21 protein-coding genes, 5 tRNA genes and 1 pseudogene are annotated in these 22,333 nt (G+C 72.2%); 18 read left to right on the forward strand and 9 right to left on the reverse strand.

Features of this window, described 5'->3' with window-relative positions:
• The 4 genes and pseudogenes from ACZ7KX_RS35615 to ACZ7KX_RS35630 all read right to left on the reverse strand — a co-directional run.
• Positions 1-155, reverse strand: a pseudogene (locus ACZ7KX_RS35615) (ATP-binding protein); the annotation flags it as partial.
• Complete coding sequence (locus tag ACZ7KX_RS35620; RefSeq protein ID WP_470330135.1) at positions 136-561, reverse strand: DUF742 domain-containing protein; 426 nt, start codon at positions 559-561, stop codon at positions 136-138. The gene ACZ7KX_RS35620 and the pseudogene ACZ7KX_RS35615, both read right to left, overlap by 20 nt.
• A gap of 164 nt (positions 562-725) precedes the next feature.
• Positions 726-1,139, reverse strand: a complete 414-nt coding sequence (locus tag ACZ7KX_RS35625) for a roadblock/LC7 domain-containing protein (protein WP_030248297.1) — start codon at positions 1,137-1,139, stop codon at positions 726-728.
• Positions 1,140-1,149: 10 nt separating this feature from the next.
• Positions 1,150-4,863, reverse strand: coding sequence for a nitrate- and nitrite sensing domain-containing protein (locus tag ACZ7KX_RS35630; protein ID WP_470330136.1), 3,714 nt, complete (start codon positions 4,861-4,863; stop codon positions 1,150-1,152).
• 638 nt (positions 4,864-5,501) lie between these two features.
• Between ACZ7KX_RS35630 and ACZ7KX_RS35635 the strand changes: the two genes are divergently transcribed.
• The 8 genes from ACZ7KX_RS35635 (at position 5,502) to ACZ7KX_RS35670 (ending at position 9,071) form a co-directional block, all read left to right on the forward strand.
• Positions 5,502-5,720 (forward strand): hypothetical protein, encoded by a 219-nt coding sequence (locus tag ACZ7KX_RS35635; protein ID WP_350524626.1) that lies wholly within the window; start codon positions 5,502-5,504, stop codon positions 5,718-5,720.
• A 305-nt stretch (positions 5,721-6,025) separates the two neighbouring features.
• Complete coding sequence (locus tag ACZ7KX_RS35640) at positions 6,026-6,826, forward strand: fumarylacetoacetate hydrolase family protein (protein ID WP_396551923.1); 801 nt, start codon at positions 6,026-6,028, stop codon at positions 6,824-6,826.
• A complete protein-coding gene (gene gltX / locus ACZ7KX_RS35645) occupies positions 6,819-8,318 on the forward strand; it encodes a glutamate--tRNA ligase (RefSeq protein ID WP_470330137.1) in 1,500 nt (499 codons plus the stop codon). The genes ACZ7KX_RS35640 and gltX overlap by 8 nt, the downstream gene beginning before the upstream one ends.
• A gap of 239 nt (positions 8,319-8,557) precedes the next feature.
• Positions 8,558-8,629: transfer RNA gene (locus tag ACZ7KX_RS35650), tRNA-Gln, on the forward strand.
• 46 nt (positions 8,630-8,675) lie between these two features.
• A tRNA-Glu gene (locus ACZ7KX_RS35655) sits at positions 8,676-8,748 on the forward strand.
• Positions 8,749-8,775: 27 nt separating this feature from the next.
• Positions 8,776-8,848, forward strand: a tRNA-Glu gene (locus ACZ7KX_RS35660).
• A gap of 26 nt (positions 8,849-8,874) precedes the next feature.
• Positions 8,875-8,947, forward strand: a tRNA-Glu gene (locus tag ACZ7KX_RS35665).
• A 49-nt stretch (positions 8,948-8,996) separates the two neighbouring features.
• Positions 8,997-9,071 (forward strand) — tRNA-Gln (locus ACZ7KX_RS35670).
• Positions 9,072-9,233: 162 nt separating this feature from the next.
• Here the strand turns inward: ACZ7KX_RS35670 and ACZ7KX_RS35675 are convergent.
• Entirely contained in the window at positions 9,234-9,947 is a 714-nt protein-coding gene (locus ACZ7KX_RS35675) for an IclR family transcriptional regulator (RefSeq protein WP_030246527.1), read from the reverse strand.
• A 231-nt stretch (positions 9,948-10,178) separates the two neighbouring features.
• Here ACZ7KX_RS35675 and leuC point away from each other — a divergent pair, with 231 nt between their 5' ends.
• The 4 genes from leuC to ACZ7KX_RS35695 all read left to right on the forward strand — a co-directional run bounded on the left by leuC (position 10,179) and on the right by ACZ7KX_RS35695 (position 13,610).
• Positions 10,179-11,618 (forward strand): 3-isopropylmalate dehydratase large subunit, encoded by a 1,440-nt coding sequence (leuC, locus tag ACZ7KX_RS35680; protein WP_470330138.1) that lies wholly within the window; start codon positions 10,179-10,181, stop codon positions 11,616-11,618.
• A 3-nt stretch (positions 11,619-11,621) separates the two neighbouring features.
• Complete coding sequence (gene leuD, locus ACZ7KX_RS35685) at positions 11,622-12,218, forward strand: 3-isopropylmalate dehydratase small subunit (RefSeq protein ID WP_470330139.1); 597 nt, start codon at positions 11,622-11,624, stop codon at positions 12,216-12,218.
• 182 nt (positions 12,219-12,400) lie between these two features.
• Entirely contained in the window at positions 12,401-12,748 is a 348-nt protein-coding gene (locus tag ACZ7KX_RS35690; RefSeq protein ID WP_380658828.1) for an SCO5555 family protein, read from the forward strand.
• Between the two features lie 133 nt (positions 12,749-12,881).
• Positions 12,882-13,610 carry an HU family DNA-binding protein gene (locus ACZ7KX_RS35695; RefSeq protein WP_470330140.1) on the forward strand — a complete coding sequence of 243 codons (729 nt, stop codon included), beginning with the start codon at positions 12,882-12,884 and terminating at the stop codon, positions 13,608-13,610.
• 205 nt (positions 13,611-13,815) lie between these two features.
• Here ACZ7KX_RS35695 and ACZ7KX_RS35700 read toward each other — a convergent pair whose 3' ends face one another.
• The gene (locus ACZ7KX_RS35700; protein WP_350524620.1) at positions 13,816-14,037 is read right to left on the reverse strand and encodes a hypothetical protein; all 222 of its coding nucleotides are present in this window, start codon (positions 14,035-14,037) and stop codon (positions 13,816-13,818) included.
• Between the two features lie 135 nt (positions 14,038-14,172).
• Positions 14,173-14,856, reverse strand: coding sequence for a 2-phospho-L-lactate guanylyltransferase (cofC, locus tag ACZ7KX_RS35705; RefSeq protein ID WP_470330141.1), 684 nt, complete (start codon positions 14,854-14,856; stop codon positions 14,173-14,175).
• Positions 14,857-15,086: 230 nt separating this feature from the next.
• On the opposite strand from cofC, the gene ACZ7KX_RS35710 reads away from it, so the two are divergent.
• From ACZ7KX_RS35710 to ACZ7KX_RS35720, 3 genes are all read left to right on the forward strand, one after another.
• Positions 15,087-15,917: a lysophospholipid acyltransferase family protein gene (locus ACZ7KX_RS35710; protein ID WP_350524618.1), complete on the forward strand. Its 831-nt coding sequence runs from the start codon at positions 15,087-15,089 to the stop codon at positions 15,915-15,917.
• Positions 15,914-16,918: an NAD(P)H-dependent glycerol-3-phosphate dehydrogenase gene (locus ACZ7KX_RS35715; protein WP_396551917.1), complete on the forward strand. Its 1,005-nt coding sequence runs from the start codon at positions 15,914-15,916 to the stop codon at positions 16,916-16,918. The genes ACZ7KX_RS35710 and ACZ7KX_RS35715 overlap by 4 nt, the downstream gene beginning before the upstream one ends.
• Positions 16,919-16,991: 73 nt before the next feature.
• A complete protein-coding gene (locus ACZ7KX_RS35720) occupies positions 16,992-18,137 on the forward strand; it encodes a D-alanine--D-alanine ligase family protein (protein WP_396551916.1) in 1,146 nt (381 codons plus the stop codon).
• Positions 18,138-18,205: 68 nt separating this feature from the next.
• Here ACZ7KX_RS35720 and ACZ7KX_RS35725 read toward each other — a convergent pair whose 3' ends face one another.
• Both ACZ7KX_RS35725 and ACZ7KX_RS35730 read right to left on the reverse strand, forming a co-directional pair.
• The gene (locus tag ACZ7KX_RS35725) at positions 18,206-18,724 is read right to left on the reverse strand and encodes a DUF3515 domain-containing protein (protein ID WP_470330142.1); all 519 of its coding nucleotides are present in this window, start codon (positions 18,722-18,724) and stop codon (positions 18,206-18,208) included.
• Between the two features lie 36 nt (positions 18,725-18,760).
• Positions 18,761-18,994 (reverse strand): Lrp/AsnC family transcriptional regulator, encoded by a 234-nt coding sequence (locus ACZ7KX_RS35730; protein ID WP_350524614.1) that lies wholly within the window; start codon positions 18,992-18,994, stop codon positions 18,761-18,763.
• 224 nt (positions 18,995-19,218) lie between these two features.
• On the opposite strand from ACZ7KX_RS35730, the gene ACZ7KX_RS35735 reads away from it, so the two are divergent.
• The 3 genes from ACZ7KX_RS35735 (at position 19,219) to thiD (ending at position 22,324) form a co-directional block, all read left to right on the forward strand.
• Positions 19,219-20,184 carry a thiamine-phosphate kinase gene (locus tag ACZ7KX_RS35735; protein ID WP_097236123.1) on the forward strand — a complete coding sequence of 322 codons (966 nt, stop codon included), beginning with the start codon at positions 19,219-19,221 and terminating at the stop codon, positions 20,182-20,184.
• A 269-nt stretch (positions 20,185-20,453) separates the two neighbouring features.
• Complete coding sequence (locus ACZ7KX_RS35740; protein ID WP_470330143.1) at positions 20,454-21,479, forward strand: ATP-dependent 6-phosphofructokinase; 1,026 nt, start codon at positions 20,454-20,456, stop codon at positions 21,477-21,479.
• A 23-nt stretch (positions 21,480-21,502) separates the two neighbouring features.
• Positions 21,503-22,324, forward strand: a complete 822-nt coding sequence (gene thiD, locus ACZ7KX_RS35745) for a bifunctional hydroxymethylpyrimidine kinase/phosphomethylpyrimidine kinase (RefSeq protein ID WP_470330144.1) — start codon at positions 21,503-21,505, stop codon at positions 22,322-22,324.
• The last annotated feature ends 9 nt before the right edge of the window (positions 22,325-22,333 follow it).

Below are 22,333 nucleotides of genomic sequence, written 5' to 3' on the forward strand. Positions count from 1 at the left end.
GCGGAGGCCGAGGTCATGACGGCTTCGGTGCGCAGGGGGTTGATCTCGGAGACGGCGCCGACGAGCGTGGTCTTGCCGACACCGAAGCCGCCCGCCACGACGATCTTGGCCGACGTCGTGGCACGGGCGGGTCCGTTAGAGCTTGCGAAGTCCACTGAGGACCCTTTCGAGCAGCGTGACATCGGGCGTTCCGCCCGACTCGCCCGCGGCGGCGGGCTGGTGGATGGCGACGAGACCGGCTTCGGCGAGGTCGGCGACGAGGATGCGGGCGACCCCGAGCGGCACACCGGCGAGTGCCGAGATCTCCGCGATCGACTTGACCTCACGGCAGAGGCTGACGATCCGGGCGTGCTCGGGCAGGAGGCCACTGGACCGCTCGGCGGAGCCGGTGGTGGAGATCAGGGCCTCGATGGCGAGTTGGTAGCGGGGACGGGTCCGGCCGCCGGTCATCGCGTACGGACGGACCAGCGGCTGCTGCTCGTAGCCGTCGGACTGCTGCCCGCCGTAGCCGCTGCCGTACCCGCTGCCGTACGGGCCGGCGGGTGTCGAGGGCGGGGTCATGGGTCCTCCTTGTGCTGCAGCCTTGAGCAGCCGGTTCCAGCTGGGACGATGCCAGCTGAGGCGGGATCAGCTGCCTGAGGGTAGCTGAGGGTGAGACGCCGGGACCGGTCGGGTCGGCCCCGGCGGGGAGGTGGGACGGGTGGGTGGGTCCGCGTGGATTCAGGTCAGTGCAGGAGACTGCCCTGGAGTTCCGCGCGAAGTGCGGGGGTGAGGACGGCGCCGGCGCGGTCGACGAGCAGGGCCATCTCGTAGCCGACGAGGCCGATGTCGGAGTCGGGGGCGGCGAGGACGGCGAGGGCGGAGCCGTCGCTGACGGCCATGAGGAACAGGAAGCCCCGCTCCATCTCGACCACGGTCTGGTTGACCTCGCCGCCCTCGAAGATCCGGCTGGCGCCGGAGGTGAGGGAGGTGAGGCCGGAGGCGACGGCGGCGAGCTGGTCGGCGCGGTCGCGCGGGAAGCCCTCGGACATGCACAGCAGGAGGCCGTCCGCGGAGACCACCACGGTGTGGGACACCCCGGGGGTGTTGTCCACGAAATTGGTGATCAGCCAGTTCAGGTTCTGTGCGGCCTGGCTCATCTGGTTCAACTCAACGCTCCTGGTGATCTGCGCCGTTGCCGTCGCTCCGGCCACCGAAACTATCGAATCCGGGCTGCTGGGCACCATGCTGTTGGCCCGGCTGGTTGGCGGCCTGTTCGGCCCCGGCCCGGCGGCCCTGCTGGATGCCGCGGCGCAGGTTGGTCAGTCGGCCGCGGACCTCCTCGGGGGCCCGGGAGACCTGGGGACCGGTCAGCGGCGAGGCCTCGGCGGTGCCGGAGACCAGGTTGGCCTGCGGGGTCCGTCGGGGCAGGCCCGACATGGTGACGCCGCTGGTCGAGGGCTCGCGGACCTGCTCGGCCCGGCGCCAGCGCTCGTCGTTCGCGGACGGGCGCCACGGCGCGTCGTCGGCACCCGGCTGCTGCGGCTGGGCCTGCTGCTGGGGCTGCTGCTGCGGGGCCTGCTCCTGGAACTCCGGCGAGGAGGTGCCGGGACGGCGCGGCTGGTAGGACTGCGGCCGGGCCTGCTGGATGTCGGCCTGCGGCTGCCAGGGCTGCTGGCCGGCGGCCGCGGACGAGCCGGTCGGCAGCGCCATCGGCTCCTGGTGCGGCAGCTGCGGGGCCTGCTCCTGGCGCACCGGCTCCGGACGCGCCGGGTTCGGCACGTTCGGCAGCACCGGCTCGACCAGGCCGAGGCCCAGCGGGTCGCGCGGGTCGATCTGGCTGGCCTCGAAGCGCGGGCGGGCGAACTGCTGGGTGCTCTCCACCGGCGCCGGCTCGGCCGACGGCAGCGGCTGGGGCTGCTGCGGGGCCTGCTGCGGCAGCTGCGGCTGGCGGTCGCGCTGCGGCGCGTCCGGGCCGGGGCGCTGCGGACGGCGCGGGCCCTGGGCACCGGGCCGGCCGGGGGCACCCTGGGCACCCGGCGCACCGGGGCCGCCCGGCGCACCGGGACCCTGACGGCCGGGGGCGCGCTGCGGCAGGCCGTCCTGCGGACGGTTGCCCGGACGGGCGCCCTGCTGCGGAGCACCGGGACCGCCGGGGCGGCCGTGCTGCGGCTGCTCGCCGGTCCGGGGACCGGGAGCGCCGTTGAACTCGCCACCGGGGCGCGGCCGCTCCTGACCGGGCTGCGGCTGGCCGGGCTGCTGGCCGGGCTGCTGCTGGCGGCCGCGGCGGGGCAGGCCGTCCTGGCCGGCCTGCGGCGGACCCTGGCGGCCCGGGGTGCGCTGCGGCAGCCCGCCCTGGGGCGACTGCTGCTGCTGAGGCTGCTGCGGCTGGGCCTGCTGCGGCTGCTGCTGTGCCTGCTTGGGCTGCGCGGGCTGCTGGCCGCGTCGGCCCTGACCCTGACCCTGACCCTGGCCCTGGCTCTGGTTCGGCATGACCGGGTTCTCACGCAGCGCCTTGCCGACCTGGCGGGTCGGCAGACCGCCGGAGCGGCCGCCGGGCGCACCCGGACCGGCCTGCGCACCCGGACCGGCCTGCGCCCCCGGACCTGCCTGCGCGCCCGGGCCCGCCGGAGCGGCCGGACCGCCCTGGCCGAGCTGCGGGCGGCCGCCCTGCGGGGCACCGCCGGCCGGGCCCTGGCCGAGCGCGGCCGGACCGCCCTGACGGCCGGGCGGCATCTGGCGCTGCTGACGCGGCGTCGGGGCGACCCCGCGCTGCTGCTTGCCCTGGGCGGGGCCGGGGCGGCCGGCGCCGCGGCGCTCGCCGGAGTTGGTGACGTCCACCGGGAGCATGACCAGCGCGGTGGTGCCGCCGGAGTCGCTGGGGCGGAGCTGGATGCGGATGCCGTGGCGCAGCGAGAGGCGACCGACCACGAAGAGGCCCATGCGGCGGGAGACCGAGACGTCCACCGTCGGCGGGTTGGCGAGGCGCTCGTTGATCTCGGAGAGGTCGTCGGGGCTCAGGCCGATGCCGGTGTCGTGGATCTCGACCAGCACGCGGCCGTCCGGCAGCGCGTGGCCGGTGACCCGGACGCGGGTCTGCGGGCTGGAGAACGAGGTGGCGTTCTCCAGCAGCTCGGCGAGCAGGTGGACGAGGTCGTTGACGACGCGGCCGGCGACCTCGGCCGACGGCACCGCGGCGAGTTCGATGCGCTCGTACTGCTCCACCTCGGAGGCGGCGGCGCGGAGCACGTCGACGAGCGGAACGGGCCTGGTCCAGCGGCGGCCCGGGTCCTCACCGGCGAGGACGAGGAGGTTTTCGCCGTTGCGGCGCATGCGGGTCGCGAGGTGGTCCAGCTTGAAGAGGTTGGCCAGCTGGTCCGGGTCCGCCTCGCGGCTCTCCAGCTCGGAGATGAGCGACAGCTGGCGCTGGATGAGGCCCTGGCTGCGGCGCGAGAGGTTGGTGAACATCGCGTTGATGTTGCCTCGCAGGAGGGCCTGCTCGGCGGCGAGGCGGACGGCCTCGCTGTGCACCATGTCGAAGGCGTGCGCCACGTGGCCGATCTCGTCGGCTGAGTCGACGGCGACCGGTTCGACCGTGGTGTCGACGTCGTGCGGGTCGCTCTCGGAGAGCGTCTTGACCAGCTCGGGCAGTCGGCGCTCGGCGACGTCCTCGGCCGCGGCCTGCAGACGGGTCAGCGAGCGCACCATCGAGCGGGCGATCAGACCGGCGCCACCGAGGGCGACGAGCAGCACCAGGGCGACCGCGACACCGATGATCAGGGCGTCCGTGTCGGCCTGCGACTGCAGGTCCTGGGCCTTGCCGTCGAGGTTCTCGATCAGCTTGGCCTCGATCCGCTTCTCGGCGTTGATCTTGGCGCTGGCCTTCTCGTACCAGTCCTTGTAGGTGACCGGCTCGGTCTGGTGGATGCCGCCCTGGGTGAGGACCGTGCCGGCGTAGCGGTCGGCGTCGGCGACGACGCCGTTGTAGCTCAGCTGGCTGCGGAGGTTGTCCAGGTCGTGCGCGGTGTAGATGTTGTTGAAGCTGGCGATCGCGTTCTCGTACGACAGGCGCAGGCGGATGCCGAAGGACTCGTCGCTGAGGCTGAGGTCCGGACCCTTGGGGTTGGCGAGCGCGGCGCTGATCAGGGCCCGCTGCTGCGAGGTCGCGTTCTTGGCGAGCGAGAACTGCTGCAGCGCGCGGGTCGAGACGACCAGGTCCTTGTTGTTCGACGCGAGCGCGATGTCCTGGGTGATGGACAGCAGGTCACGGATGATCACGTCGTAGGCGGTGATCGTCGACTGGATGTTCTGGTTGACCTGGTACGGCGCGCCGCGGGTGTCCGCGACCGAGTTCAGGTCGCGGCGGATCTGCAGCAGCAGCGCCTTTCCGCCGGACAGTTCGAGGTTCTCGAACTTGTCGGAGGACGCGGTGAAGGTGCGGCTCAGGTCGTCGGTGGCCTTGCGGGCGGCGACGATGTCGTCGTCCAGCTGGGCGTTCGGGTCGTGCGTGATCGGGCCGGCGCTGATGTCGCGCTCGGTCTGCAGCGCGTCCGCGAGGTTGGTCGCCTTCTTGGCCAGATCGGACAGGTTGGCCATCTGGGCGAGTTGCTGCGAGTTCTCCATCGAGGTCTGGATGCGCAGGCCACCGAGGACCAGCGAGACCAGGACGGGGAGGGCGAGCAGCGCGATCAGCTTCGTGCGGATGCGCCAGTTGCGCATCGCGAGCCGGTTCAGACCGGTCGCCCGGCGTCGGGTCAGCGAGGTTCGGAGTCTGTCCCGGGTGGACGTCCGCTCCTGGCCGTCCCCCTCGGGGCGGCCGAGGGCCTCGGGTGTGATCGGCTCTGCCGGGCCACCGGGCGCCGCCGCCTGCTGGGGGGCTGCCATGGGCTCGCGCGACTCCGGGTTACCCGCGGCGCCGCTACCCCTTTTGAAACGTCCCTGCACTGGCGTCGCAACCTCTGGACCGGGCGTCCCGCCGCGTCGCCACGGCCTGGACGGTGTCGAGTTTCCATCCGCTCCCCGGCCGGTCCGGGAGAGCGGGTCACCGGGGTGGACCACTCCCTACCCACGGTCCGTCGCATTCCAGCACAGCCGGGGAATCCCAACAAGGGCCGCAGGAACCGGACGCCCGGCGCTACCGACCGCTTGTGCGATCTCACTGACTGTGCGGTAACCGGACCGGAATACCGCATTTTTCGGACACTCGCCGGATACATGCCAACCGGACCCTAGATCGAAAAGAGTCACAGACCTTCCGGAATGCCCGATACCTGTCGAATGTCGGAAAATTCCGATGCGGCGATATGTCGGTTATCTGCCTTTTGTTCTGCATTTTGTGATCAAAATCACAGACTAATGTGTAGCTTTGGTCACGGTCTCTGTGGAAAGAGATCTCGTAACCTGGCAGCTCCGGAGCACGGCCCCGATCAGCCTGCCCAGAACCCCTCCGAATCAATCGGAATCACTCAGGCCGGTGCCGATCCGCTGCGGATCCGCCCGGCCGCGACCACGAGGTGCTCTCGATGTCCCAGGCGAAGAAGGCCAACAAGTCCACGCTGTCCTGCCGCCCGACGGCGAACCCGCGCCGGACGACGCTGGCCTCGGTCGAGGACTTCAGCAAGATCCCGGGTGCCCGCAAGCCCCAGGACGTCCTGACCTACGGCACCGAGCTGCCGGCCAGCACCGCCAACCCGCGCCGCACCCAGCTGATGGTCGCCCCGGTCGTCGTGCTGGCGGACTGACCCGGCGCGTCGGACCCCGGCACGCCGGACCCGGCGCGTTCCCCGGAGGGCGCCGTCGCCACGAACTCTCGTGGCGGCGGCGCCCTCTGCCGTCCGGCTCCGGCTCGGGCGGGGCGGGGTGCCCGGGCGGGGTGTCCTGGCACTTCCGCCCCGACCGGGCTGAACAGGGGCAAAGCGGTCAGCCGGGCCCCCACGCGATAGCCTGGAGGCCGATTGACGGGGCCGCGCCCACGCGGGCGGGGCGCCCACCAGCGCCCGGGCGCGACGCGCCCCGGGCGGCCGACGAAGCGAGGGGTAGCCCAGCCGTGCGCATTGCCAGGTTTTCCGTCCGGGAAGGGAGCCCTGCCGCCGGCAGCGTCTCCTTCGGCGTGGTGGAGGGCGACCCCTCCCAGCCCGACTCGCTGGTCGTCCACGCGCTGGCCGGCCACCCGTTCGGCCAACCCCAGCCCACCGGCGAGAGCTACCGCTTCCAGGACGTCCGGCTGCTCAGCCCGATGCTCCCGAACAAGATCGTGGCGGTCGGCCGCAACTACGCGGCGCACGCCCAGGAGCTGGGCCACGACGTCCCGGACGTCCCCCTGACCTTCTTCAAGCCGTCCACCTCGGTGATCGGCCCGACCGAGAACATCGCGTACCCGCCGTTCTCCTCGGACGTCCAGCACGAGGCCGAACTGGCCGTGGTGATCGGCCGGATGTGCCGCGAGGTGCCGCTGGACCGGGTGCCCGAGGTGATCCTCGGCTACACCTGCGCCAACGACGTGACCGCCCGGGACGTCCAGCAGCGCGAGGGCCAGTGGGCCCGGGCCAAGGGCTTCGACACCTCCTGCCCGCTCGGGCCGTGGATCGAGACCGACCTGGACCCGAGCGACCTCGCCGTCACCTGCACGGTCAACGGCGAGCTCCGCCAGACCGGTCGCACCTCCCTGATGGTCCGCTCGGTCGCCGAGCTGATCGTCCACATCTCCGAGGCCATGACGCTGCTGCCCGGCGACGTCATCCTCACCGGCACGCCCGCAGGGGTGGGCCCCCTCAACGTCGGCGACGAGGTCGCCGTCTCCATCGAAGGCATCGGCACTCTCACCAACAAGGTGATCAAGCGTGGCTAACACTGACCCGGCCGTCCGGGTTCGCTTCTGTCCGTCCCCGACCGGCAACCCCCACGTGGGCCTGGTCCGGACCGCCCTCTTCAACTGGGCCTACGCCCGCCACAACGGCGGCACGATGGTCTTCCGGATCGAGGACACCGACTCCGCCCGCGACTCCGAGGAGTCGTACAACCAGCTGCTCGACGCGATGCGCTGGCTGGGCTTCGACTGGGACGAGGGCCCGGAGGTCGGCGGCCCGCACGAGCCGTACCGCCAGTCGCAGCGGATGGACATCTACGCCGACGTCGCCCGCCGCCTGCACGAGGCCGGCCACGCCTACCACTGCTACTGCAGCACCGAGGAGCTGGACGCCCGCCGCGAGGCCGCCCGCGCGGCCGGCAAGCCCTCCGGCTACGACGGCCACTGCCGGGAGCTGACCGACGACCAGGTCGCCGTCTACAAGCTGGAGAAGCGCGAGCCGATCCTGCGCTTCCGGATGCCCGACAAGACCATCTCCTTCGACGACCTGGTGCGCGGCACGCTGACCTTCGAGCCGGAGAACGTGCCGGACTACGGCATCGTCCGGGCCAACGGCGCCCCGCTGTACACCCTGGTCAACCCGGTGGACGACGCCCTGATGGGCATCACGCACGTGCTGCGCGGCGAGGACCTGCTGTCCTCCACCCCGCGGCAGGTCGCGCTCTACGCCGCGCTCGCCGAGATCGGCGTCGGCAACGGCACCACCCCGCGCTTCGGCCACCTGCCGTACGTGATGGGCGAGGGCAACAAGAAGCTCTCCAAGCGCGACCCGCAGGCCTCGCTCAACCTGTACCGCGAGCGCGGCTTCATCCCGGAGGGCCTCCTCAACTACCTGTCCCTGCTGGGCTGGTCGCTGGCCGAGGACCGGGACATCTTCGGCATCGACGAGATGGTCGCCGCCTTCGACATCGCCAAGGTGAACGCCAACCCGGCCCGCTTCGACCTGAAGAAGTGCGAGGCGATCAACGCCGAGCACGTCCGCAAGCTGGCCCCGGCGGACTTCGCGGCCCGCCTGGTGCCGTTCCTGCAGGCCGCCGACCTGCTGCCGGCCGAGCCGACCGCCGAGCAGCTGGACGTGCTCGCCAAGGTCGCGCCGCTCACCCAGGAGCGGATGGTCGTGCTGAGCGAGATCGTGAACATGGCCGGCTTCCTGTTCGTGGCGCCGGAGAAGTTCGCCGTCGACCCGGACGACGCCGCCAAGGTGCTGACCGCCGACGCCCGCCCGGTGCTGGAGGCCAGCATCAAGGCGCTGGAGGAGCTGGCGGACTTCACCCCGGAGCCGATCCAGGCGGCCCTGCGCGAGGCGCTGGTGGACGGGCTGGGCATCAAGCCCAAGTTCGCCTTCACGCCGCTGCGGGTGGCCGTCACGGGCCGTCGGGTGTCGCCGCCGCTGTTCGAGTCCATGGAGCTGCTGGGCCGCCCCGAGACGCTGCGCCGCCTGCGCTCGTCCGTGGACGCCCTGCCGGCCGCCTGAGCGGGCCGCTGAGCAGGCCGCGGGCCCGGCTTCGTGCCGGGCCCGCGGCGTACCCGGAGGTCATCCGCCGGCCTCCCGGCCGCTGCCTGGGGTTATCGATTTTGGAGCCAGGGCCGACGTCGGGTAATGTTCTTTCTGCGCCGCCCGGGAGGGAACGGACGAGGGAGCGAAAGCCCCCCGGCCGGGACCGAACGAGAGGCGCAACGCCTGAGAAGATCCCGACGAGGGTTCAACTCTGGTGGGGTATGGTGTAATTGGCAGCACGAGTGATTCTGGTTCATTTAGTCTAGGTTCGAGTCCTGGTACCCCAGCGCAGTACCGCAGTAACAGCAGTACCGCAGTACAAGTGAAGATCAAGCCCCCGTTGTGTAGCGGCCTAGCACGCTGCCCTCTCACGGCAGTAGCGCCGGTTCGAATCCGGTCGGGGGTACTGATCCCGCAAGGGATCACCTGGAAAGCCCCCGTTGTGTAGCGGCCTAGCACGCTGCCCTCTCACGGCAGTAGCGCCGGTTCGAATCCGGTCGGGGGTACTGATCCCGCAAGGGATCGCCAGGAAGCCCCCGTTGTGTAGCGGCCTAGCACGCTGCCCTCTCACGGCAGTAGCGCCGGTTCGAATCCGGTCGGGGGTACTTCAGAGCAGGAAGCCGGTGGGCTCGCCCATCGGCCCTTGCTTTGTGTTGGGGTATGGTGTAATTGGCAGCACGAGTGATTCTGGTTCATTTAGTCTAGGTTCGAGTCCTGGTACCCCAGCCAGAAAATGGAAGACCCCGGTTCTCCGGGGTCTTTTTGTTTGTGCACCGGGAAATGCTTCGAAGGGCCCCGCTCGACTCCGAGCGGGGCCCTTTCGTCTTTCGGTGGGGGACGGCCGGGTGGGGGAGGGGTGGGGGAAAGGGGCGGGTGGGGGGAAGGGCCGGGTCAGCTCCGGCGCAGCGCCTCGGTGAGCCGGTTCGCGGCCTCGATGATGGCCTGGGCGTGCAGCCGGCCCGGGTGGCGGGTCAGGCGCTCGATCGGGCCGGACACCGACACCGCGGCCACCACCCGGTTGGAGGGGCCGCGGACGGGTGCGGAGACGGACGCGACGCCCGGCTCGCGCTCGCCGATCGACTGGGCCCAGCCGCGCCGCCGCACGCCGCTCAGCGCGGTGGCGGTGAAGCGGGCGCCCTGCAGTCCGCGGTGGAGCCGCTCGGGCTCCTCCCACGCGAGCAGGACCTGGGCGGCCGAGCCGGCCTTCATCGGCAGGGTGCTGCCGACCGGGACGGTGTCCCGCAGGCCGGAGAGCCGCTCGGCGGCGGCTACGCAGATCCGCATCTCGCCCTGGCGGCGGTAGAGCTGTGCGCTCTCGCCGGTGACGTCGCGCAGGTGGGTCAGGACCGGGCCCGCGGTGGCGAGCAGCCGGTCCTCGCCCGCCGCGGCGGAGAGTTCGGACAGGCGGGGACCGAGGATGAAACGTCCCTGCATGTCTCTGGTGACCAGACGGTGGTGTTCGAGTGCGACGGCGAGTCTGTGGGCCGTGGGGCGCGCCAGACCGGTGGCGGCGACCAGCCCCGCCAACGTGGCGGGGCCCGACTCCAGTGCGCTCAGCACCAGAGCGGCCTTGTCGAGAACGCCGACGCCGCTAGTGTTGTCCATGCCCTAAGACTGCAGTCTCATTCCGCGAGACGCAAGTTCAATCTTTCCGGAAAAGCGCCACTCTGGATGCAGCAGCCCGGGAGACATCCAGGATGTGGCCTCCTCCGAGTGTCCGCATCGTGGACAGCGATCCGGCGTGCAGGTCGCGCGAAGCGCCCCCGCGCAGGGCGGCGCAGCTTTGACCTCGACGACACGAGAAGGCCGGCAACGCGGCCGGCTGGAGGGAATCCGATGGGACGGACACTCGCAGAGAAGGTCTGGGACGACCACGTCGTGCGGCGCGCGGAGGGCGAGCCCGACCTCCTGTTCATCGACCTGCACCTGCTCCACGAGGTCACCAGCCCGCAGGCCTTCGACGGACTGCGACTGGCCGGCCGTCCGGTCCGACGCACCGATCTGACGATCGCCACCGAGGACCACAACACCCCCACCCTGGACATCGACAAGCCGATCGCCGACCCGGTGTCCAAGGTGCAGCTGGAGACCCTGCGCCGGAACGCCGCCGAGTTCGGCGTCCGGATCCACTCGCTGGGCGACGTCGAGCAGGGCGTCGTGCACGTCGTCGGCCCGCAGCTCGGCCTGACCCAGCCCGGCATGACCGTGGTCTGCGGCGACTCCCACACCTCCACCCACGGCGCCTTCGGCGCACTGGCGTTCGGCATCGGCACCAGCCAGGTCGAGCACGTGCTGGCCACCCAGACCCTGCCGCTGGCCCCGTTCCGGACCATGGCGATCACCGTCGAGGGCGACCTGCCCGAGGGCGTCACCGCCAAGGACCTGATCCTGGCCGTCATCGCGAAGATCGGCACCGGCGGCGGCCAGGGCTACGTCCTGGAGTACCGCGGTTCGGCGATCCGGAGCCTGTCCATGGAGGCCCGGATGACCATCTGCAACATGTCGATCGAGGCCGGCGCCCGGGCCGGCATGATCGCCCCGGACGAGACCACCTTCGAGTACCTCAAGGGCCGCCCGCACGCCCCGCAGGGCGAGGACTGGGACGCCGCCGTCGCGTACTGGCGGACCCTGGTGACCGACGAGGACGCGGTCTTCGACCACGAGATCTTCATCGACGCGAGCGAGCTGAGCCCCTTCGTCACCTGGGGCACCAACCCCGGCCAGGGCGCCCCGCTGGCCTCCGACGTGCCGGACCCGGCCTCCTTCGCCGACCCGCAGGAGCGCCAGGCCGCCGAGAACGCCCTGGCGTACATGGGGCTGGAGGCCGGTACCCCGCTGCGCGAGGTCAAGGTCGACGCCGTCTTCGTCGGCTCCTGCACCAACGGCCGGATCGAGGACCTGCGGGCCGCCGCCGCCCTGGTGGAGGGCCGCCGGATCGCCGACGGCGTACGGATGCTGGTGGTCCCCGGCTCCGTCCGGGTCGCCCTGCAGGCCGTCGAGGAGGGCCTGGATAAGGTGTTCACCGCGGCCGGTGCCGAGTGGCGCCACGCGGGCTGCTCGATGTGCCTGGGCATGAACCCCGACCAGCTGGCCCCGGGCGAGCGCTGCGCCTCCACCTCGAACCGCAACTTCGAGGGACGGCAGGGCAAGGGCGGCCGCACCCACCTGGTCTCCCCGCAGGTCGCCGCCGCGACCGCCGTCCTGGGCCGCCTGGCCTCGCCCGCCGACCTGAACGCCGCCGACCCGGCGGACACCGACGTTGCCGTGGAGGCCTGAGCCATGGAGAAGTTCACCACCCACACCGGCCGGGCCGTCCCGCTGCGCCGCAGCAACGTGGACACCGACCAGATCATCCCGGCCCACTGGCTCAAGAAGGTCACCCGGTCCGGTTTCGAGGACGGGCTGTTCGAGGCCTGGCGCAAGGACGAGTCGTTCGTCCTCAACCGGCCCGAGCGGCAGGGCGCCACGGTGCTGGTGGCCGGCCCCGAGTTCGGCACCGGCTCCTCCCGCGAGCACGCCGTCTGGGCGCTGCAGAACTACGGCTTCCACGCGGTCATCTCGTCGCGCTTCGCCGACATCTTCCGGGGCAACTCCCTGAAGAACGGCCTGCTGACGGTCGTGCTGCCGCAGGAGACCGTGGAACGGCTCTGGGTGCTCACCGAGAGTGACCCTTCGGCCGAGATCACCGTCGACCTGGAGGCGCGCGAAGTGCGGGCCGAAGGCGTCACCGCGGCCTTCGAACTGGACGACAACGTCCGGTGGCGGCTGCTCAACGGCCTGGACGACATCAGCATCACGCTGCAGAACGAGGCCGACATCGCGGCCTTCGAGGCGACCCGTCCGGCCTTCAAGCCCCGTACTCTGCCGGTCGCCTGAGTTCCCCTCAGAACAAGCATTCTGACGATCCGCCGCGTGGCCCGCGCCCCCCTCGGGGGGGCCGGGCCATCCGTCGTTCCGGAGCACGAGTTAGCGCCGGGGCCCGCCCCGGATTGCCCATTTGGCTTTGCGGAAGAGGGCCCCGCGCAAGTACAACTGCGGGTAGATGGCACAATCAGTACATGCACCGGCACCATGAACCTCCGTACGCGGGCGGCGAACCCGCGGCTGAGGACTCCATGGGCCGGCCATCCGAACGCCGAATTGACGATCGGCCGGACGTCACCTCCGCGCCAGCTGAGGGGCCGGACGACCAGGAAGTCGCAGCGCTCTACGCGCTCGTGGCCGAGCGGTTGAAGCAAGCTCACGCCCGCGTGCATGCGCTGAACGTGTCTGCCGATGCAAAGACCGCTCTCACCCGTCAACTCCTCATCGTCACCGAGACCGCCAAGCGCGATCTTCCGGAGGCGGCAAGGCGGTTGAGTCGCTTTGTACATGACCTCGACGAGGGGCGCCCGCCGCTCGGCTGAGGTCGCCGACGCGCAAATCCATTGCGACACTAGGGTGATTCGCGCGTTTGGTAATTGAAAGTCCGCAGATACATACCTAACGTGCGAAAAGAACGGATGGAATCATCCGGCGCTCGTTTCCGAAGGGGAAGACGTGAACAAGGCTCAGCTTGTCGAAGCGGTGGCCGAGCAGCTGGGCGGTCGCAAGGCTGCCGCAGAGGCCGTCGACGCAGTGCTCGACACCATGGTCCGTGCCGTCGTGGCCGGCGACCGGGTTTCGGTCACCGGTTTCGGCACCTTCGAGAAGGTGGAGCGCTCCGCGCGCTTCGCCCGCAACCCGCAGACCGGCGAGCGGGTCAAGGTCAAGAAGACCTCGGTGCCGCGCTTCCGCCCGGGCCAGGGCTTCAAGGACCTGGTCAGCGGCAGCAAGAAGCTGCCGAAGGAGGGCCCCTCGGTGAAGAAGGCCCCCAAGGGCTCCCTCACCCCGGGCAAGAGCGGCGTCGCCGCCACCCCGGCCGCCAAGCGCGCCGCCACCAAGCGTGCCGCCACCGCTGCCGCCGCCGCTCCGGCCACCAAGAAGGCCGCCGCCAAGAAGACGGCCACCACGGCCGCCGCCAAGAAGACCACGGCCACCACCGCGAAGAAGGCGGCCACCGCCAAGAAGGCCGCGGCGAAGACCGCCGTCGCGAAGACCACCGCCGCCAAGAAGACCACGGCGGCCGCGACCAAGAAGACGGCCGCCGCCAAGAAGGCGACCACCACGGCTGCCGCCAAGAAGACCACGGCCACCGCCAAGAAGGCGACCGCCACGGCCAAGAAGACGGCTCCGGCGAAGAAGACCGCCACCCGCAAGACCACTGCGCGCAAGACCACTGCCAAGTAGGTCCCGCGCGACCGTCCTCGGACGGCCTTCGGCGAAGAGCCGCGACACCCCTCCCGTGAACGCACGGAGACCGGGCGCCGCGGCTCTTCGGGTTTCCGGGCGCTCGGTCAGGATTCGACGGCGTGCGGCGGGACCGGGCGGTCGTGGCCGCGGGACCGGACGGTCGGTGCTCGAAGCAACCCGGCGGGCGGGCGCCCCGCGGGCGTCAGAGCCCGGCGGGGTCGGGGAAGGTCTGCAGCGTCACGAAGACCACCCGGCGGGCCTCGCCGGTGCCCTCGGTGCGGATCCGCACCCGCTGGCCGGGGCGCAGCAGCCGCAGGCCGCCGGCGTCGAAGGCGGCCGCGTCGAACGGCACCGGGGTCCCGTCGTCGAGCAGCACGGAGCCGGCCCGGGTGGCGGGGTCGAAGGTGAACGCGGTGGCCTGCATGTCAGCAGCATAGCGAGCGGGTCGGTGCGCCCCCGGGAGCAGGACCGGGGACGGCGCCGGAGCGGGGCCGGTCCGCGGGCCGGGACGGCAGAGGGACGGCAGCCGGACGGCAGCGGGACGGCGGAAGGGGCGGGCTCAGGGCGGGCTCAGACGGGCGAACACTGTGCTGGTGTGCGGGCCGAGGCCGAGCACCGCGGCCTCGCCGAGGTCCGCACCGGTGTCGACGTCCCGGCGCACCGACTCCACGTCCGCGAGGCGCAGTTCGAGGGCCCCGCCGGCCGCGTGCCGGGCGCGCGAGCCGGTCCCGAAGGCGGGGGAGAGCGGACGCCCCGGGGTGCAGGCGAGCAGGGTGGTGCCGAGGCCGGGGGAGTCCGGCAGGAAGGCCCGGCCGTCCGGCGGCACCGCGCCCAGCACCCGGGCCAGTTCGGCCGGACGCAGGGCCGGCAGGTCCGCCGAGAGGACGGCCAGCGGGGCCGCCGGGGCGAGGGCCAGGGCGGTCGACGCGCCGTGCGCCAGTGCCCGGTTGAGGCCGCCACCGGGCTCGTCGGCGACCACCAGCGCGCCCAGCGCGGCCAGCCGGGCACCGGCCACCGCGTCGCGGGTCACCACCAGGACGCGGTCGACGCCCGGGGTGGCCAGCGCGGCGCCGACGGTGTCGAGCGCGAAGGACATCGCCAGGTCGGCCCGGTGCGCTCCGGCGTAGGGGGCGAGTCTGCTCTTCGCCTGCGCGAGCGGCTTGAGCGGCAGCACCAGCGACCAGCCGGCGGTGGGTGCGGCGGGCGCGACGGGCCCGCTGGGGCGTACGGTGTCCTGGGTCATCGGCGTCATTGTGTCGCCGGTCCCGGAGCCCTCGCCAGGCCGTCCGAACTGTGCGGACGTGCGTTTGATCACGCCGGCCCGGCGGGTTGGCGCGGCCGCTCGACAGCCGGTGAGCGGGCGGGCGACACTGTTCGGCGCCCGTGGCCCGGGCACCGCTGGCACCGGTGCGCGGCCCCGGGAGGCCATGACCGCGGCACTCCACGTGCCGCATCGGATGAGAAGGAGCTGGGGTGGCCCGCCGCTCGTACGCCAAGTTCGGCAACGCCGACTACGGCATCTGGTACCGCTTCGCGGCCGTGCTGGTGAAGCCGGTGACGACCGCCCTGGTGAAGCCCGACTGGCGCGGCTGGGAGCACATTCCCAAGGAAGGCGGCTTCATCGCCGCGGTGAACCACAATTCGATCATCGACCCGGTGATCTACGCGCACTGGCAGTACAACAGCGGTCGCCCGCCGCGAATTCTCGGCAAGTCCTCGTTGTTCTCCATTCCCTTCATCGGATTCATGCTGCGCAAGACCGGTCAGATTCCGGTGTTCCGCGAGTCGACCGACGCGGCGCAGGCCTTCCGGGCCGCGATCGACGCCGTCGACGGCGGCCAGTGCGTGCAGTTCTACCCGGAGGGAACGCTCACCCGGGACCCGGACCTGTGGCCGATGACCGGCAAGAGCGGTGTCGCCCGGGTCGCGCTGATGACCGGCGCGCCGGTCATCCCGGTCGCCCACTGGGGCGCGCACGAGATCATCCCGCCGTACGGCCGGCCCGGGTACGGGAAGGGCAAGTTCAACCTCTTCCCTCGCCACCGGGTGACCGTCGCGGCCGGTCCGGCGGTGGACCTGAGCAAGTACCAGGGGCAGGAGCTCACCTCCCAGGTGCTCGCGGACGCGACCGAGGACATCATGACGGCGATCACCGCCGTGCTGGCCGAGGTCCGCGGCGAGCAGCCGCCGGCCGAGCGCTACGACATGCGCAAGGCCGCCCGCGAGCGCGCCGCCACGGCGCTGGCCGAGCGCCGGCGCGCCAAGGGCGAGCGCGGCAAGGGCACCGAGGAGGCCGGCAAGTGACCCGCTGCGCCGTGATGGGGACCGGCTCCTGGGGCACCGCGTTCGCGATGGTGCTCGCCGACGCCGGCTGCGAGGTCGTGCTCTGGGCCCGCCGCCAGGAGCTGGTGGACGCCGTCAACTCCACGCACGAGAACCCGGACTACCTGCCGGGCGTCCGGCTGCCCGACTCGGTGCGGGCCACCACCGACGCCGCCGAGGCGCTGGCCGGCGCCGACTTCGCGGTCCTGGTGGTGCCCTCGCAGACGCTGCGCGACAACCTGGCCGCCTGGACGCCGCTGATCGAGCCGCAGACCGTGCTGGTCAGCCTGATGAAGGGCATCGAACTCGGCACCGCCAAGCGGATGAGCGAGGTGATCGACGAGGTCACCAAGGTCGGTCCGGAGCGCGTCGCGGTGGTCAGCGGGCCCAACCTGGCCAAGGAGATCGCCAACCGGCAGCCCGCGGCCAGTGTCGTCGCCTGCACCGACGAGGCGGTCGCCAAGCGCCTCCAGGCGGCCTGCCACACGCCGTACTTCCGGCCGTACACCAACACCGACGTGGTGGGCTGCGAACTCGGCGGCGCGGTCAAGAACGTGATCGGCCTGGCGGTCGGCATGGCGGCCGGCATGGGGCTCGGCGACAACACCAAGGCGACGCTGATCACCCGCGGGCTGGCCGAGACCACCCGGCTCGGCGAGGTGCTGGGTGCCGACCCGCACACCTTCGCGGGGCTCGCCGGGATGGGCGACCTGGTCGCCACCTGCTCCTCGCCGCTGTCCCGCAACAACACCTTCGGCATGAACCTGGGCCGGGGCATGTCGCTCGCGGAGACCATCGCGGCCACCCGGCAGACCGCCGAGGGCGTCAAGTCCTGCGAGTCGGTGCTGGACCTGGCCCGGCGCAACGGCGTCGACATGCCGATCGTCGAGGCCGTGGTGGACGTCGTGCACAACGGGCGGCCGACCCAGGAGGCGCTGCAGACGCTGATGTCGCGCTCGGCGAAGGCGGAGCGGCGGCGCTGACGGCCCGGGCGGCGGGGGCCACCGGGGCGGTTGACGTCCCGGAAACACGTCGCACGGTAGTCTCAAACCCGATATGAGCATCGAACAGTCCTCCCCGAACCCGTCCGCCCCGAAGCCGCGCGTCGCACTGGTCTTCGGCGGGCGCAGCTCCGAGCACGCCATCTCGGTCTCCACCGCGGGCAGTGTGCTCAGGGCGATCGACCGCGACAAGTACGACGTGCTGCCGATCGGCATCACGCACGAGGGCCGCTGGGCGCTGACCAGCGACGAGCCGGCCCGGATGGCCATCACCGACGGCAAGCTGCCGGACGTGGCACACGTCGCCGAGTCCGTCGACGCGCAGGTCGCGCTGCCGGTCGCGCCGGGCAACCGGGAGGTGCTGCTCAGCGAGCCGGGCAGCGCACCCAAGGCCCTCGGCGAGGTCGACGTGGTGTTCCCGCTGCTGCACGGCCCCTGGGGCGAGGACGGCACCCTGCAGGGCCTCCTGGAGCTCTCCGGCGTCCCCTACGTCGGCAACGGCGTGCTGGCCAGCGCGGCCGGCATGGACAAGGAGTTCGCCAAGCGGATCCTGGCCTCGCACGGTCTGGGGGTCGGCCACTACACCATCGTGCGTCCGCGCGAGTGGGAGACCGAGGCGGGCCGCGCGGCGGTGCGCGAGCGGGTGGCCGAGCTGGGCCTGCCGGTGTTCGTGAAGCCCTGCCGGGCCGGCTCCAGCATCGGCATCACCAAGGTCAAGGACCTGGCCGACCTCGACGCCGCGATCGAGGAGGCCCGTCGCCACGACCCCAAGCTGATCATCGAGGCCGGCGTGACCGGCCGCGAGATCGAGTGCGGCGTGCTGGAGTTCGAGGACGGCCCGCGGGCCAGCGTGGCCGGCGAGGTCCTGGTCGGCGAAGGCTTCGACTTCTACGACTTCGAGGCCAAGTACATCGACTCCTCCGACGTGCAGATCCCGGCGAAGCTCACCGCCGACGAGCTCGCCGAGATCCAGCGCCAGGCGGTCGAGGCCTTCGAGGCGCTCGGCTGCGAGGGCCTGGCCCGGGTGGACTTCTTCCTGCTGGAGGACGGCACCTGGATGATCAACGAGATCAACACCATGCCCGGCTTCACCCCGATCTCGGCCTACCCGAAGATGTGGGAGGCCAGCGGGGTCTCGTACCCGGAGCTGATCGACCGGCTGCTGCAGACGGCGATGCGCCGCTCGACCGGCCTGCGCTAGCGGTCCCGTACGGCGGAGGGCGGGCCGGGAGATCCCGGCCCGCCCTCCGTACGTCGGTACGGCCCGGCTCAGCCGGGGATGTTGGCCTTGACCAGCGGGGTCAGCGCGGCGGCCGGGTCGAAGGGGTTCCGTGCGGCCCCGGACGGGACGGTCACCTCGACGTAGGCGGCGCGCATGGTCGCCACGAAGCGGTAGCCGCCGTCGTCGAGCTTCTGCGACCACCAGGTGAGGTCGTCGACGGTCGGGGACCAGTCCTTGGCGTGCTCCCCGTTCAGCTGCTCCGGCCGGTCGATGCCGCAGCGCATGACCGTCCGGGGCGAGCTGTCCCAGACGGCCACGTAGGGCGAGGCGGGCGACGGGTCCTTGCGGGCGTGCCCGAGCAGCTCCTGCGGCAGCGCGGCGGCCAGGGCCCGGCAGTAGTCGGCGGCCTTGCCGCTCGGCTCCGGCACCTCGATCTTCCCGTCGGCCGGGCCCCAGCTGCCGACCAGCACGACGACCGTGCAGGTCAGCGCGACGGGCAGGGCCAGCCAGCGGATCGGTGCCGGCAGGGCGGTCAGCGCCTTCGGGACGCGGAGTTCTCTGGCCACCCGCCGATGGTAGCCGGGGCTTACGCGGAGCCGGGGCTAGAGGTGGACCACCGGACAGGTCAGGGTGCGGGTGATGCCCTCGACCTTCTGGACCTGGGCCACGACCATGCGGCCGAGCTCGTCGACGGTCTCGGCCTCGGCCTTGACGATGACGTCGTAGGGGCCGGTGACGTCCTCGGCGGTGAGCACGCCGGGGATCTCGGAGATCAACTCGGCCACCGCGGTGGCCTTTCCAACTTCGGTCTGGATCAGGATGTATGCCTGTACCACGAGGACCTCCCGGCGGCCGGTTACGGGGATCGCCGCCGTGGTCGCCCGGTCAGGCGTCGGGGTGGAACGGGCTCAACGGCAGTCTGATCACCACGCTACCGCGCAGCGGGCCGGGGAGGGGAGACTTCGGCACCCCCGAAGGGCGTACGCTGCGCGCGGGGGAGCGCGACGGGGACCGGAACGGATGACAGCGCCATCCGGAATGAAAGGCGAGAGGACGGCAGATGCAGGGGACCGTGGGCGAGCTCGGCGAGTTCGGCCTCATCAGGGAGCTGACCGCCCGGGTACCGCTCACCGATGCGGTCGACCTCGGCCCGGGTGACGACGCCGCGGTGGTGCGGGCTCCGGACGGCCGGGTGGTGGCGACCACGGACGTCCTGATCGAGAACCGGCACTTCCGCCGGGACTGGTCGACCGCCTACGACGTGGGCCGCAAGGCGGCCGCCCAGAACCTCGCCGACGTGGCCGCGATGGGGGCGGTGCCGACCGCCATACTGCTCGGCCTGGTCGCCCCCGCCGACCTGCCGACCACGTGGGCGACCGAGCTGATGGACGGGCTGCGCGACGAGTGCCAGGTCGCCGGGGCGACGGTGGTCGGCGGTGACGTGGTGCGCGGGGACACCGTCACGCTGGCCATCACGGCGCTCGGCGACCTGCAGGGGCGTGCGGCGGTGACGCGCTCCGGGGCGCAGGTCGGCGACGTGGTCGCGGTGACCGGCTGGCTGGGCTGGTCGGCCGCCGGGCTGACCGTGCTGCAGCGCGGCTTCCGCTCCCCGCGCGCCTTCGTCGAGGCGCACCGGCGGCCCGAACCGCCGTACCACGCGGGCCCGGCGGGGGCCGAGTTGGGCGCGACCTCGATGATCGACGTGAGCGACGGGCTGGTCGCCGACCTCGGCCACGTGGCCCGGGCCAGCGAGGTGGACATCGACCTGAAGGCCGCGGACTTCGACGTCCCGGCGCAGATGGCGGACATCGGCCAGGCCGTCGGGGTGGACCCGCTGGTCTGGGTGCTCTCCGGCGGCGAGGACCACGCGATCGTGGCGACCTTCCCGCGCGGGGTCCAACTCCCGGCCCGCTGGCGGGTGGTGGGCGAGGTGACCGGCCGGCCGACGGGCAGCCGGAGCGGCCGGGTCACCGTGGACGGCGCGCCCTGGGACCGGGTCGGCGGCTGGGACCACTTCGCCGAGTGAGTGCGGCCGGCCCGCCCGCCCCGGGCGTTCGGGATCCGGCGCCGGCCGCCCGGCGCCGGCGCGCCCACCGGCCCGGGGCGGTGTCGCCGACCGGCGTACGGCGTACGGCTGATGGGCACTGGACGCCGTCGCGGCAGATGATGCTCAGGGCGTGCGGCGGACGGGATTCGAGGGTGCGTTTTGCGTAGGCTTGCGACATCCGAGCCCGCCCGCCACCACACCGTCCGGCGCGGGTGGCCCGAACCACTGCGAGCGGGAGCACACCTGACATGCGCATCGGTGTACTGACCAGCGGCGGCGACTGCCCCGGCCTCAACGCGGTGATCCGCTCGGTGGTGCACCGGGGCACGGACGTCCACGGCGACGAGATCGTCGGCATCCTGGACGGGTTCCTCGGCCTGATCGAGAGCCGGACCCGGACGGTCTCGCACGACGACGTCACCGGGCTGCTCACCCTCGGCGGCACCATCCTGGGCTCGGCCCGCGTGCGGCGCGACCGGATCGCCTGGGCGGTGGAGAACGCGAAGGTGCTGGCCCGGGACATCGGCATCGACGCGCTGATCGCGATCGGCGGCGAGGGGACGCTGACCGCCGCGAAGCTGTTCAGCGACGCCGGACTGCCGGTGGTCGGGGTGCCGAAGACCATCGACAACGACATCGACGCCACCGACGTCACCTTCGGCTTCGACACCGCGGTGCACGTCGCGACCGAGGCGATCGACCGGCTGAAGACCACCGCCGAGTCCCACCAGCGGGTCATGGTGGTCGAGTTGATGGGCCGGCACACCGGGTGGATCACCCTCACCGCGGGCATGGCCGGCGGTGCGCACGGCATCCTCATCCCGGAGAAGCCCTTCGACATCGAGGCGGTGGCGCGGATGGTCGAGGACCGCTTCGCCCGCGGCAAGAAGTTCGCCATCATCGCCGTCGCCGAGGGCGCCACCCCGATGCCCGGCACCATGCGCTTCGACCACGGCGAGGTCGACCAGTACGGCCACCGGACCTTCGGCGGGATCGGCAACCGGCTCGCCCACGAGCTGGAGAACCTGCTCGGCAAGGAGGCCCGTCCGGTCATCCTCGGCCACACCCAGCGCGGCGGCACCCCGACCGCCTACGACCGGGTGCTCGCCACCCGCTTCGGCTGGCACGCGGTGGAGGCCGTCCACCAGGGCGCGTTCGGGCACTTCACCGCGCTGCGCCGGACCGGGATCGAGCTGCTGCCGATCGGCGACGCGGTGACCCGGCTGAAGACGGTGCCGGAGGGCCGCTGGGTGGAATCCGAAGCCGTGCTCTGAATCCGCGCAGGTAGGTTGGGGCCATGGTCCTCCCCCCTCGCACCCCCGGCCCCTCCGCCGCACCCCCGTGCGTGCTCACCATCGCCGGCTCCGACTCCGGCGGCGGCGCCGGCATCCAGGCCGACCTCAAGGCGATGCTCGCCCTCGGCGTACACGGCATGAGCGTGATCACCGCCGTCACCGCGCAGAACTCGCTCGGCGTCCAGGGTTACTGGGAACTGCCCGCCGAGGCCGTCCGCGCGCAGTTCCGCAGCGTGGTGGACGACATCGGGGTGCAGGCCGTGAAGACCGGCATGCTCGCCTCGATCGAGCTGGTCGAGACCGTCTCGGAGCTGCTGGCCGGGGTGGACGCCCCGGTCGTGGTCGACCCGGTCGGCGTCTCCAAGCACGGCGACGCGCTGCTGGCCGCGGAGGCCGTCGGCACCGTCCGCGAGAAGCTGCTGCCGGTCGCCACCCTGGCCACCCCCAACCTGCACGAGGTGACGCAGCTCACCGGCCGGACCGTCGAGGACGAGGGGCAGATGCTGGACGCCGCCAAGGCGCTGCTCGACCTCGGTCCGCGCTGGGTGCTCGTCAAGGGGGGTCACCTGGAGGGCGAGGCCGCCGACCTGCTGTACGGCGGGCCCCAGGAGGTCCACTGGTACCGGGCGCCGCGCTACGACAACCGGCACACCCACGGCACCGGCTGCACGCTGGCCAGCTCGATCGCGGCCGGCCTGGCCAAGGGCGAGCCGCTGCCGGAGGCGGTGGGCTCGGCCAAGGAGTACATCACCGGTGCGATCGCCGGCGGCTTCGCGCTGGGCGCCGGGATCGGGCCGGTCGACCACGCCTGGCGCTGGCGCTGAGGGCTCCGG

The sequence above is a fragment of the Kitasatospora sp. NPDC038210 genome (assembly GCF_055600605.1).